At 69.1% G+C, this 12,574-nt stretch carries 12 protein-coding genes; 1 reads left to right on the top strand and 11 read right to left on the bottom strand.

From position 1 onward, the window contains the following. Genes ABLE68_RS14970 through ABLE68_RS14960 form a run of 3 tightly spaced genes read right to left on the bottom strand, consistent with a single transcriptional unit; the run spans window position 1 to window position 2,961 of the window. Complete coding sequence (locus tag ABLE68_RS14970; protein WP_348872402.1) at window positions 1–414, bottom strand: VOC family protein; 414 nt, start codon at window positions 412–414, stop codon at window positions 1–3. 1 nt (window position 415) lies between these two features. Then, window positions 416–973, bottom strand: coding sequence for a histidine phosphatase family protein (locus tag ABLE68_RS14965; RefSeq protein ID WP_348872401.1), 558 nt, complete (start codon window positions 971–973; stop codon window positions 416–418). 23 nt (window positions 974–996) lie between these two features. Continuing rightward, window positions 997–2,961 (bottom strand): CASTOR/POLLUX-related putative ion channel, encoded by a 1,965-nt coding sequence (locus ABLE68_RS14960; protein ID WP_348872400.1) that lies wholly within the window; start codon window positions 2,959–2,961, stop codon window positions 997–999. A 38-nt stretch (window positions 2,962–2,999) separates the two neighbouring features. On the opposite strand from ABLE68_RS14960, the gene ABLE68_RS14955 reads away from it, so the two are divergent. After that, on the top strand, window positions 3,000–4,274 hold the full coding sequence (locus ABLE68_RS14955; RefSeq protein ID WP_425475636.1) for an MFS transporter: 1,275 nt from the start codon (window positions 3,000–3,002) through the stop codon (window positions 4,272–4,274). On the opposite strand, the gene ABLE68_RS14950 is transcribed toward ABLE68_RS14955, so the two are convergent. The 8 genes from ABLE68_RS14950 to ABLE68_RS14915 all read right to left on the bottom strand — a co-directional run bounded on the left by ABLE68_RS14950 (window position 4,246) and on the right by ABLE68_RS14915 (window position 12,568). Then, entirely contained in the window at window positions 4,246–5,718 is a 1,473-nt protein-coding gene (locus tag ABLE68_RS14950) for a peptide MFS transporter (protein ID WP_348872396.1), read from the bottom strand. The two genes, ABLE68_RS14955 and ABLE68_RS14950, sit on opposite strands and share 29 nt — an antisense overlap. A 38-nt stretch (window positions 5,719–5,756) precedes the next feature. Next, window positions 5,757–6,293 (bottom strand): MaoC family dehydratase, encoded by a 537-nt coding sequence (locus ABLE68_RS14945; RefSeq protein ID WP_348872395.1) that lies wholly within the window; start codon window positions 6,291–6,293, stop codon window positions 5,757–5,759. A 69-nt stretch (window positions 6,294–6,362) separates the two neighbouring features. Continuing rightward, on the bottom strand, window positions 6,363–6,545 hold the full coding sequence (locus ABLE68_RS14940; RefSeq protein WP_348872394.1) for a DUF5302 domain-containing protein: 183 nt from the start codon (window positions 6,543–6,545) through the stop codon (window positions 6,363–6,365). 80 nt (window positions 6,546–6,625) lie between these two features. Further along, window positions 6,626–7,675, bottom strand: a complete 1,050-nt coding sequence (locus ABLE68_RS14935; protein ID WP_348872393.1) for an endonuclease/exonuclease/phosphatase family protein — start codon at window positions 7,673–7,675, stop codon at window positions 6,626–6,628. Window positions 7,676–7,782: 107 nt separating this feature from the next. Next, window positions 7,783–8,979 (bottom strand): acyl-CoA dehydrogenase family protein, encoded by a 1,197-nt coding sequence (locus ABLE68_RS14930; RefSeq protein ID WP_348873284.1) that lies wholly within the window; start codon window positions 8,977–8,979, stop codon window positions 7,783–7,785. Between the two features lie 53 nt (window positions 8,980–9,032). Next, window positions 9,033–10,052, bottom strand: coding sequence for a hypothetical protein (locus ABLE68_RS14925; protein ID WP_348872392.1), 1,020 nt, complete (start codon window positions 10,050–10,052; stop codon window positions 9,033–9,035). Window positions 10,053–10,056: 4 nt separating this feature from the next. After that, a complete protein-coding gene (locus tag ABLE68_RS14920) occupies window positions 10,057–11,406 on the bottom strand; it encodes a phospholipase D-like domain-containing protein (RefSeq protein WP_348872391.1) in 1,350 nt (449 codons plus the stop codon). 103 nt (window positions 11,407–11,509) lie between these two features. Next, a complete protein-coding gene (locus ABLE68_RS14915; RefSeq protein ID WP_348872389.1) occupies window positions 11,510–12,568 on the bottom strand; it encodes a hypothetical protein in 1,059 nt (352 codons plus the stop codon). Between the last annotated feature and the right edge of the window lie 6 nt (window positions 12,569–12,574).

Here is a 12,574-nt window from a genome sequence, read left to right as displayed (position 1 = left end):
TCAGGCCACGAAGATGCAGAACGGGTGCCCGGCGGGGTCCGCCAGGACGTAGAGCGGCTCGTCCTCGTCGTCGGCGCGATCGAGCAGCACCCGGGCGCCGAGCGCTTCTGCGCGGGATCGATGCCGCTCCAGCTCCTCGGCCGAGGTGACCGTGAAGTCGATGTGCAGCTGCATGGGTACGTCGTGGGACGGCCAGGTCGTAGGGGTCAGCGAGTCGACCTGCTGGAAGGCGAGCTGACGGTTGCCGTCGCCGTCGACGAGGACCAGCCAGTCGGCATCGTCGACCGAGCCGTCATCAGGGGGCTCGTCACCCGGCCGGTAGGACAGACCCAGCAGCGAGCGGTAGAACTCCGCGAGGCCGCGGCAGTCGGTGGTGTCGATGGCGGTGTGGAGCAGCCGCGGGTAGTCGGACACGTCAGGAGTTCCAGTTCCGGAGGACGGGCGCCTCGCGCTCGTAGGCGAGGACGGACAGGGTGGCGGTGTCGAGCTGGAAGAACCGGCCGGCATCGACGTCGACGCCGAGCCACCGCGCGGCGAGGGCGCGCAGCGCGTGACCGTGGCCGAAGACGAGCGTCGCACCCTCGGTGGCGCGGACCCGCGCGACCACCCGGTCGAGCCGGGTGCGGACCTGCTCGGGGGTCTCTCCCCCGGGCGTCGGGTGGGTCCAGATCGTCCAGCCCGGGTCGCGCTCGCGGATCTCCTCGGTGGTGGTGCCCTCGTAGTCGCCGTACGCCCACTCGGCGAGGTCCTCGTCGACGACGGCGTCGGGGAAGCCCGCGAGCTCTGCCGTGCGCCGGGCGCGGAGCCGCGGGCTGGTCAGGACCTGCGCGAAGGCGACCTCGGCGAGCCGAGACGCCAGGGCGCGCGCGACGTCCTCACCCTCCGCCAGCAGCGGGAGGTCGGTCGTCGACGTGTGCCGACCCGCGACGCTCCACTCGGTCTTGCCGTGCCGGACCAGCCAGAGCTCGTTCACCCCGACATTCAAACAGCCGACACCTAGTCGTCGGCGAGCACGACCACCCGGTCGCCGGGCAGCACCTGGAAGGTCTCCGACTTCGCCGGGTTGACTCGTACGCCGAACGACGCTCCGTCGGCCGCCAGCGCCTCCGACTTGTAGCCGAGCGCCGTCTCGTTGCGACGACTCGCGCCGGCGACGATCGTGGCGAAGCTGACCGCTGCGCCGGGCTCGACGTACCACTCGGCGGGGCGCAGGTAGATCTCGCTGCCCTCGTTGCCGAGCAGCTGGCCGAAGACGGCCTCGAGCCGCTGGTCCTCGGACAGCTGGGTCACCAGCAGGCTGACGATCTCGCCACTGACGACGACGTCGTCGACGTGGGCGACCTGGGCGAGCACCCGGTTGCGGTCGTCGAGCATCTCGCTGACGACCGGCGTCGCCGACTCGCGCCGCGCGAGGATGTCACGCACGTGCAGGAGCGTGACCAGCGTGCGCGCGTCGGCCGCCTGCGGCTGCAGGTCGTCGGAGTAGCAGAGCACGATCACCTGGTCGAGGCCGTCGACGACGTGCTTCTCGAGCGTGGCCCGGTCGGTGGTCGCGCCGGGCGCGATCGTGACCTCGAGGTTCTCGAGGCCGGGGACGGCGGGCACACCGAACGACGTCAGCACGGTCAGCTTGGAGCCGGCCGGTGCGTAGTGGTCGAGCTCGCGCAGCACGATCGGAGCGCGCTCGTTCCAGCCGATCACCAGCGCCTGCGTCGGGTGCTCGTCGGTACCGGCGGCCGTGCCCAGGCTGGTGAGGTCCGGCGTGCCGAGGGCGTCCGGGTCGCCCCCCAGCGTCGAGTCGTCCTCGGCCACCACGATCAGCGTGTGGTCGCCGATCACGGTGCCGGGCACCGGGTTGAGCTTCGGGCCGTCCGCGGAGATCACCCCGATCACGCTCGCCTTCTCGAAGGCGAGCTGTGCCTCGGCGTACGTCTTGCCCGCCAGCGAGTGCTCCTCGAGGAAGTAGATCTCGTCGCCGTCGTAGTCGAAGAGCTCCGTGTAGACGGCCGCAGCGCCCGACTGACGCGAGGTCTGTACGACGAGCTTGGCGACCGTCTCGCGGATGTCGAGCAGCACGGTGCGGTTGGCACCGACGAGCCGGGCCGCCTCGAGGTTGGTGGGGTTGCGGATCTCGGCGACGATCTGGGGACCGTCGGGTTCCGCGTGGGTCAGCGCCAGCAGGGTCTTGATGACCTCGCTGTCGGGGTCCTCCGACCCCTCCGGCGCCAGCAGGATCACCGAGCGCGCCGTCGGGTGGCTGCTCAGCGCGAGGTCGTCGATGTCCATCGGCGAGCCCGACCGGCAGATCACCCGGGTGCCGCGGAAGTCGTCGACCTTGGCGCGGAGGTCCTCCTCCATCTCGACCTTGTCGCGGTCGGCGAGCACGACGATCACGGGCTTGCGGCGGCTCTCGTTGGCGATGGTCAGCTCGCGCACGATCGTGAAGATCGAGTCCGACCAGCCGAGGATCACGGTGTGGTCGCTCTCCAGCACGAGCGAGCGGCCGCGGCGCAGGTCGGCGAGCTTGGCGTCGATGCCGGTGGCGATCACACCGATCAGCGCGCTGACGATGAACAGCCCGGCGATGGTGAGCACCAGCATCGTCAGCAGGAACTGCCACGAGGCCCCGCCGTCGCCGGCGACCGTGCCCGGGTCGAGCGCGTGGAAGAGGTTCTGCATCAGGTCGCGGAAGAACGGCTTGGACGGGTCGCCGTCCGGCCGGAGCCGGAAGATCGCGACGATGATCGTGAACGCCACGATCAGCACCACGGTGGTCACGCACAGCCACGCGATCAGCGCGGGCGTTCCGCGCGACATGCTGTTGTCGAAGCGGTAGCGCAACCGGTCGCCGAGACCCGACTTCGACGTCGTCGCCGTCCGGTTCGGCGACGATCCTGCGCTCCGGGGCGCGGCCATCGCCTTCGCCGTCCGCTGTCGCAGCTGTTGACCGGTCCGTGCCATCTGTTCCTCCCCTGCGCGGGCTTCGCGCTAGAGGAGCAATGCTCCCGCAGGACGGCGACCCCGACACGACTTTTGGAGGACCCGGGCCCGCAACGGTGCGCCCCCGTGTCACGATTCCGCCCATGGACCTCTCGCGTGCCCGCGTGGCCGTCGCCGCAGGCTTCCTGACGCAGGGCATGATCCTGCTCAGCCTGACCACCCGGCTGCCCGACTTCCAGGACAAGTGGGGCATCTCCGACGTCACCCTGTCGCTGATCCTGCTGATGATGATCCTGCTCGCGGGTGTCGGCTCGGTGGTCGCCGAGACGCTCGCGAAGCGCCGCGACAGCGCACTGCTCCTGCGCTCCGGGCTGATCCTGATCGCGATCGCCGTACCCCTGCTCTGCCTGGCACCGTCCCTCACCGTCTACGTCATCGGCATCGCCGGGTACGGCGTCGGCCTCGGCGTCGTCGACGCGAGCACGAACATGCAGGCCGTCGCTCTCGAGCACCGCTACAACCGCCCGATCCTGCCGTCCTTCCACGGCGCCTGGACCCTCGGCGGCGTGCTGGGTGCCGTCATCGGCCTGGCGACCGCCGACGTGTCGGTCGCGTGGATCGCGCTCGTCGGGCTGGCGCCGCTGATCGTCTCGTTCGGCCAGTTCCTGCCCCGCGACCACGGCCCGACGGAGCTCGCGACCAAGGTCGCCGTCCCCTGGCGACCGATCATCCTGGTCGGCATCGCGATGGTGCTCTTCTACATGGTCGACACCGGGGTGCAGACCTGGGGACCGCTCTTCCTCGACCACACCTTCACCACGCCCGGACGCTACGTCGCGCTCTCGGCGCTCGCCTACCTGCTCGCCAGCGGATCGGTCCGGATCGCCGGCGACCGGCTCGTGGCCCGGTTCGGCGCCGTCCCCATCCTCCGGGTCGGTGCGCTGATCGGCGCGGGCGGGCTCGCCGTGGTCGTCTTCTCCCCCACCTGGCAGGTCGCCGTGGTCGGCTTCGCGATCCTGGGCGCCGGAGTCGCCGTGGTCGCTCCGCTCAGCTTCTCCGCCGCGGCCCGGATCGCCGGCGCCTCGGAGAACGGCGTCCCCTTCGAACCGGCCGTGCGACAGGCCCGCGTCGACGCCGTGATCGCGCGGTTCAACCAGTTCAACTACGTCGGGGCGCTGCTCGGCTCGGTGATGACCGGCCTCGTCGGCCAGGACTCCCTGCGGGTCGGCTTCGCGGTCCCGATGATCCTGGTGCTCGGCATCATCCCGCTGGCCCCTGCGTTCGCTCCGACCGTTGCCGCCGTCGTCAGTGCACGCCGGCCATCAGCTTCCTGATCGGCTTGACCAACAGCAGCAGCGCGACGCCCACCGCGATCGCGACCAGGCCGATGATCAGGAAGTAGCCGGTCTCGTCGTCCGGGTCGTAGTACGCCGCCAGCCGGCCCGACATCGCCGTGCCCAGCGCGATGGACAGGAAGTACAGAGCCACCATCTGGGTGTGGTACTTCGCGGGAGCCAGCTTGGTGGACAGCGACAGTCCCGGCGGTGAGATGAACAGCTCGGCCAACGTGAAGACCAGCAGCACCCCGGCGAGCGCCCAGAGGTTGACCGTGTTCTCACCGGTCGGCATCGGCAGGAACAGCAGGAACGCGACGCCCATCAAGACGGTGCCGACGCCGAACTTCACCGGCGTCGACGGCTGGCGCGGGCCGAGCCGCGTCCACGCCGCGGCGAAGACCGGAGCCAGGGCGATGATGAAGACGGGGTTGATCGACTGCACCCACGACACCGGCATCGTCCACCCGAAGAAGTCGCGGTCGACGCGCTCGTCGGAGTAGATCGTCACGACCGTGAACTGCTGCTGGTAGAGCGACCAGAAGACGGCATTGGTGATGAACATCGGGACGAACGACCACACCCGGCTGCGCTCCAGCGCGGAGACCTGCGAGCTCGTGAGCATCAGCAGGAAGTAGGCGAGCGCGGCGACGACGGTGATGCCGATGACCCAGTCGGACAGGTTGCCGGCGTCCATCCAGCCGACCGCCACCAGCAGCACCAGTGCGACGACGAAGGCGGCGAGCGCACCGGCGTACCTGATCCGCTCGGAGGGCTCCAGCGGGTTGGGGACGACGCGGCTCTCGTCCGGCAGCCGCTTGCGGCCGATCGTGTACTGCACCAGGCCGAGGAACATGCCGACGGCGGCGATGCCGAAGCCCCAGTGGAAGCCCTTGTTCTCCTGGAGCCAGCCGGTGAGCAGCGGCCCGATGAACGCACCGATGTTGATGCCCATGTAGAAGAGCGAGAAGCCGGCGTCACGCCGCTCGTCCTTCTCGCCATAGAGCGAGCCGACCAGGGAGGTCGCGTTGGCCTTCACCCCACCGCTGCCGAGGGCAATCAGCGGCAGACCGATGGCGACGCCGGCGACGTCGGGCACGACGGCCAGGGCGATGTGGCCGAGCATCACGATCGACGCGGCGTAGAAGAGCGTCCGCTCGGCGCCGATCACCCGGTCGGCGAGCCAGGCCCCGAGGATCGTCGCGAGGTAGACCGCCCCGCCGTACGCCCCGACGATGCCGGTGGCGGTGGCCTTGTCGATCCCGAGGCCGCCCTCGGCGGCCGAGTAGTAGAGGTAGATCAGCAGGATGCCCTGCATGCCGTAGAAGCTGAACCGCTCCCACATCTCCACGCCGAACAGGTTCGCCAGCGGGCGAGGCTGTCCGAAGAAGCCGCGGTCGAGCTCGTGTGCGGGAGGCTCCGCCTCCAAGGTCGGATTGCTCACCCGAGCACCGTGCCCCTAGGAGGGCGTGCCAAACAAGATCAGGCGTCGGCCTGAGGACCGCTCCAGTTCTTGTCCGCCTGCGGCACCGGGCGACCGGGCTGCTCGCCGCCACGGGCCTCGAGGTAGTTGTTCTTCGGCACCATCACCTTGCGGCGGAAGATGCACACGACCTTGCCGTCCTGGTTGTAGCCGATGGTCTCGACGTAGACCACGCCACGGTCGTCCTTCGACGTCGACTCGGTCTTGTCGAGGACGGTCGTCTCGCCGTAGATCGTGTCGCCGTGGAACGTCGGAGCGACGTGACGCAATGACTCGACCTCGAGGTTGGCGATCGCCTTGCCGGAGATGTCCGGCACGCTCATCCCGAGCAGGATCGAGTAGACGTAGTTGCCGACCACGACGTTTTTGCCGAACTGCGTCGTCTCCGTCGCGTAGTTGACGTCGAGGTGCAGCGGGTGGTGGTTCATCGTGAGCAGGCAGAACAAGTGGTCGTCGTACTCGGTGACCGTCTTGCCGGGCCAGTGCTTGTAGGTCGCGCCGACCTCGAACTCTTCGTAGCTGCGTCCGAACTGCATGCGCACATGCTGCCCGTCAGAGCGCGATCGCGCACCCGTCGCTACGCGTGGGTAATGTCACGAGACCGTTCAGGAGCCCCCGCCGCCGGCCTTGCGTCGGTGCATCTTCGGCGCTCCGCCGACCACCTCGGACCCGTGGGCCTTCTCCGGGGTCGGGCCGTCCTGGTGGACGCCCTTCTCCTTCGAGTTCTTGCGGTCCAGCGCCTCGCGCATCTTGGCCTTCAGGTCTTCGTTGCCGTTCGAACCAGTCATCGTTTCCTCCGCGAGGTAGCAGTGCAGATCCGTGTCCACCTTCGCACGGTCGACCAACCGGCGTCGACCGAGATCCGGCGCTACGGCTGGCGCGGACCGGTGGGCGTCGGCGTGGGCGTGGGTGTGGGCGTGGGGGTCGGCGTGGGGGTCGTGGTCGGGCAGTCCGGCGGCACGATCACCGGGGGCAGCTCGGCCTTGGTGATGATCATCGGGTGGTCCGTCGACTTCTGGACCTTCTTGCTGCGGAACGCCTGGAAGCCGGAGAACGACGTCTCCGCCGACCCGAAGATCCAGTCGATGTACGTCGGGCGGGTCGGCCCGCAGCCGGAGGAGTCGTTGTAGCCGCCGGAGGCCGACACCATGTCGGTGCCCGACGTCATCTTGCAGAAGTACTGGTCCCGCTCGTTCATGTCCCCGGTGACGTAGACGGGGAGCCCGGACTGGGCCCGCAGCCGGTTGACCATCGCGATCTCGAGGTCGGTGGCCTGGTTGCGCCACTTCTGGGCGTTGCCGCGGGTGTCCGCCGGGTTGTGGAAGGACGAGAAGTACGCCTGCTGCCCGGTCTGGATGTTGCGCAGCAGGACCACCGGTGCCCGCAGGATCGTGCCGTGGAAGTAGGGCACCTTGATCCAGCTCGTGCTCACCAGCTCCCAGGTGTCGAGCCGCCAGGCCACGGAGTTGCGCATCGCCTTGTTGCCCCACAGGAGCCCGGGGAAGGTGGCGTACTCGGTGCCGAGCTGGGCCATGAAGGCGTTGTACTGCGGGAGCTCGAACTCCTGGAGGCCCATGACGTCGATGTTCTTCTTCCGGATCACCTGGGTCAGCCAGGTCATCCGCTGCTCGCCGCTCGCCCACCCGTGCTTGTTGCCGCCGGGCTTGGTGTGGATGGCGCCGAGCGCGTTGAGCGAGCTCATCTTGAAGCTGGTCGCGATCCCCGGCGTGGGTGTCGTCGTCGGCGTCGTCGTCGGGCTGGTCGTGGCCTTGCCCTCGGCGAGCTGAGCGGACGCGTCGTCATCCCCGCCGGTGCCACCGGCGACGCGCAGCACCACCATGCCGAGCACCATGCCCAGCAACAGGGTCGCGACGGAGAGCAGGCGCAGGCGGGCGCGCGGGTCGGCAAGGGCGTGCATCGGATCCTCCAGGGAAGGTGGCGATGGCACCCGACCACCACCAGGGGACGGCAGCACTGTACCGCCCCATCCGTCACATACGCCTCATTAGCACACGGGCGTCACGCTCAGCGCAGCTTGTAGTCCTTGAGCAGGCTGCGGCCGATGATCATCTTCTGGATGTCCGAGGTGCCCTCGCCGATGAGCATGAACGCCGCCTCCCGGTAGAGCCGCTCGATCTCGTACTCCTTGGAGTAGCCGTAGCCGCCGTGGATCCGGAAGGAGTCCTGGACGACCTCGTTGCAGTACTCCGAGGCGACCATCTTGGCCATGCCGGCCTCGACGTCGTTGCGCTCGCCGCGATCCTTCTTGCGGGCGGCGCGGACCATCATCGCGTGGGAGGTCTCGACCTTGGTCGCCATCTCCGCGAGGCGGAAGAGGATCGCCTGGTGCTCGGCGATCGGCTTGCCGAAGGTCTCCCGGGTCTGGGCGTAGGTGACGCCGAGCTCGAAGGCGCGGTTGGCGATGCCGACCGCGCGCGCGGCGACGTTGACGCGGCCGACCTCGACGCCGTCCATCATCTGGTAGAAGCCCTTGCCGGGCTCGCCGCCGAGGATCTGGTCGGCCGAGATCTCGTGACCCTCGAACACCATCTCGGTGGTGTCGATGCCCTTGTAGCCCATCTTGTCGATCTTGCCGGGCACGGTGACACCCTGGGCGGTCTCGCCGAAGCCCGGCTCCTTCTCGACCAGGAACGTCGTCATGTTCTTGTAGACCGAGTCCTCGCCCTCGTCGGTCTTCACGAGCACCGCGACCAGGTTGGAGCTGCCACCGTTGGTCAGCCACATCTTCTGACCGGTGATCGAGTAGCCGCCGTCGTCGGTCTTGGTGGCCTTGGTCTTGATCGCCGCGACGTCCGAGCCGAGCGACGGCTCCGACATCGAGAACGCGCCCCGGACCTCGCCGGTCGCCATCCGCGGGAGGTACTTCTGCTTCTGCTCGTCGGTGCCGTGCTTCATGAGCATGTAGGCGACGATGAAGTGGGTGTTGATGACGCCGGAGACGCTCATCCAGCCGCGCGCGATCTCCTCGACGCACAGCGCGTAGGTCAGCAGCGACTCACCGAGGCCGTCGTACTCCTCGGGGATCATCAGGCCGAAGATGCCGAGCTCCTTGAGCCCCTCGACGATCTCGGTGGGGTACTCGTCGGCGTGCTCCAGCTCGGTCGCGACCGGGAGGATCTTCTCGTCGACGAAGGTCCGCACCGCCTTGAGGATCTCGCTCTGGTCCTCGGTCAGTCCCTCGGTCTCGCACAGGCGGCCCATGACGTCCTTCCGTTCGGCTTCACTCACGGCAGAGTTGAAAACTCGCCAGTAACTTACTCGCTGATGCCGTCCTTGGCCCACGTGAGATGGCGCACGGTCTGCTCCAGCCCCTGGATCGCGGCGGTGAGCTGCTGCTCGACGGAGACGTCCGAGGGCTGCACGCCGGGGACGGGGTACGACGTCAGCTCGGCCAGGTCACCGACGACCCGGCAGCCGACCTTGCGCAGGGCCGCGATCTCCTGCTCCGAGCGGGTGTAGACCCAGGGCTCGTCGAGACCGAGCGCGGGCTCGTCGCGGCGGTGCCGGGCGAGACCGTCCTTGGCGAGCACCCGCTTCACGCGCTGGTGGTAGTGGTTGCGCGGGAGCGGGTCCTTCGCGAGGGCCTCGTTCAGCTCGCGGAGCACGAGCGACGACGCGAGGCCCAGGGACGGGTTGGCCGGCACCTCGAGGCTGCAGGAACCAGGATCGATGCCCACCACCCCGGCGTACCTCTCCCAGAGCAGGTCGGCCGGTGCGCCCTTCGGCGGTGCCGTGATGAGCACGACGTTGTCGGCACCGACGCCGGCCGACCAGCGCTTCGCCCAGCTCGCGACGGCCTGGTGCCGCCAGAACGGGTCGCCGGGGGCCTCCTCCCGCACCGCGCGGAGGTAGTCGTCCCAGGTCTCGCGGCCACCGTTCTGGATCGACTCCTGCCACATGCTCGGGATCTGGCGGGCGAGGTCGCGCGCGGTGATCACGATGGTCAGCGGGGTGTCGCCGAAGGCGGCGGCGATCTGAGCGATCTTGGCGGGCTTGCGGGCGCCGAGGAACTCGACCGAGAAGAGCGCCGTCCCCGGCCACTCCTCCATCTCGCGGAGGATCCGTGCCCACGGGCCGTCGGGGCCGAGCGGCGGCTGCTTGTCGCCGCCGCGCTCGATGACGTCCTGGGCCGCCTTGATCTGCTGGCGCCACTTGCGGCCGACGAAGCTGACCCCCTGCTCGCGCAGCACGTCGCGGTTGTTCGACACGACGTTCTGGAGGAACGTCGTCCCGGACTTCATCGTCCCGACGTGCAGGACCACCCGCTCGGCCACGAGATCAGTCGCTCTCCCAGTGAGCGCCCGAGAAGCGGAGTGCCGGCTGGGCGGCCGTCCGTCCGCGGGCGAACGTCGTGGTCGTGGAGGGATCGTCGTCGCACGTGACCTCGGGGTGGAAGCCGCCGGGACCTCCGACGACCCGCGACCAGTTGTTCCAGATCATGTCGAAGTTGGCGTTCCACTGGTTGACCAGGTGGGGCCCCTTGGCCCGCAGGATGATCTCGTCACCGACCATGCCGGAGTGGGTCCAGTTGCTGGAGCCCGTGATGACGTACGACGCCCCGGTCTCGTCGCCGTAGTGGCCCGAGATCGTCATGTACTTCTGGTGGCTGTACATGTCGACCTCGTGCAGCTCGTCGCAGTCGGTGTCGTAGCCGTCGGAGTGGCGCGGGACCTGGCCGCGCGGCGTCTTCAGCCCGATGACGTGCGCCATCCCGGAGCCGCCGAGCGCCCACAGCACCTTGACGTCGCAGCCCTGGGCGTAGAGGTGGCGCAGGCGGCGCGCGATGTAGGTGCCGCGGTCGCCGTTCCAGGCGTGCATCGAGACCCGGATCTTGGTGCGCCCGTTGGTCCCGGTGCCGTCGGTCGCGCCCCGGCACTCGACCGGTCGCAGGATGTCCATGATCGGATCATTCGCGGAGGTCGTCCTCGGGTGCGGCATGATCCACAGCCGGTAGTCGCGGAGCTCCTTGTAGATGAAGAGCGGCTTCGCGAGCTTGTCCTTCTTGAGCTCGTTGAAGAGGTCGGTCAGCGCGTTGTAGAGGTTGGGCACGTCGTTCTTGACCAGCAGGTCGTTGAACTGGTGCAGCGCGGCGTTGCCGGTCAGGTTGCTCGAGCCGGTCATCACGGTGTCGTGGGCGCCACCGGTGTGCTCGAAGAGGTAGATCTTGTCGTGCAGGACACCCTGGTTGCTGCGGCAGCCGGTCTTGCAGGTGTAGTCGAAGCTCTTCTTGCTCCGGTTGACCCCGAAGGCGTGCTTCAGCATCATCATCGCCTTGGTGACCTGGTGGTCGTTGTGCAGGACCTGCACGTGGACCCCGCGGTTGTGGGCGGCGATGAGGGCGCTGGCGACGTTGACGCGGTCGAAGGAGTAGACCGCGATCCGGATGTAGGAGCCCTTGCGCGCGTGCTGGATGGCGGCGACGATCTGGCGCTCGTTGTTGAACTTGGCCTCGGTGGTGCCCCACGGGTTGTTGAAGAACCCGCCCGTCGGCGGCGTCCAGCGAGTCGTGGCCGACCCGGAGCCACCGGACCCGCCGCTGCTCCCGCCGTCGCCGGCATGGGCGGGTACGGCGAGCAGCGTGGCGCTCAACGCCACCGCTCCCACCAGAGCCAGGAACTTCGATCTCACGCCCACACCCCTCGACGACACCTTCGCGCCGCAGGAGGCAGCGTCTCCCCACGCCGCTCCGGCCCACCCCCAGAGACGACCGGTCACGCGAGCGCGACACTGGTCAATGAGAGGGTGCCGTCTTCGCCGGGCGACGCACACGGCGTTTGGCCGTGCCCACGGACAACTCACGAACGTCGGTGAGCATAGCAGCGATGAGATCGCCGGCAGCATCGACGAGCTCGGCGTCAGTCACCGACTCGACGGCCCGTTGCGGGGGCAGATCGGCAGGCACCAGGAGGCTGTCGACGTCGCCGACGACGTCGTACGCACGCTCGCGGATCAGGGCCACCGCACGCTCGCTGCGTGCTCGGCAGTCGGCCACGAGGTCGTCGCTCAGGCCGAAGGGCTCGCCGTCCTGGGTGGCGAGCTGTCCCTCCGCGAGGTACCCGCGGATCCAGCGGCCGCGGTTGGCCGGCCCGTTGAAGCCCGAGAGGTGCCCGTTGACCCGTCGGAGCAGCTCGACCTGGACCACGCCGAGCGACTGGTTCGCCGCCCGGTCGGGCAACGGGTAGTCGCCCTGCAGGCCGACGACCCCGGCGACGTTGCGCCAGTGACGGTCTGCCGGCTCGCCCTTGCGCGGCATCGGCACGATGTGGACGCGCTCGGGCGGGACGACGTCGCCCCACCGCTCGAGGACGCCGTGCAGGTCCCAGGTGCGCCAGCTGAACTCCGACCCGGCGCCCTTGCGGTGCGGGATCTCGTCGAGGCGCTCGGTGCCGCCGTTCTTGACCATCTCCTGCCACCCGGCGGCGAGCATGCCCGCGGTGTGGCGGGCCGTGATGACGAGGTGGACCTCGGCGGGCGCGAGGTCGGCGACCGCACGGGCGGCCTGGCGACGGGAGGCGCCGCAGAAGAACTCGTGGGTGATCAGCCCGGTCCCGGACGCACCGGCGAGCTCCTTGACCAGCCGGCCCCACGACCCGCGCGCACGCGGTCCGCGCCGGTCGATGCCCTTGCGCTCCTGCAGGTCCAGGGCCGCCCACAGGTGCTCGTGGTGCCCGGCGCCCGGCAGCAGGACACCTTCACGGCGTACGCGGTCGCGGTTGTCCCACAGGACACCCTGGAGGTACGTCGTCCCTGTCTTCGGGAGCCCGATGTGCAGGTAGACCCGCTCGACCACGTCGGG

It is taken from the genome of Nocardioides pollutisoli, from assembly GCF_040045055.1.
GTDB lineage: Bacteria > Actinomycetota > Actinomycetes > Propionibacteriales > Nocardioidaceae > Nocardioides > Nocardioides tweenelious.
The sequence above is the reverse complement of the archived record's forward strand: the minus strand, read 5'-3'. Positions and strand labels throughout refer to the sequence as shown.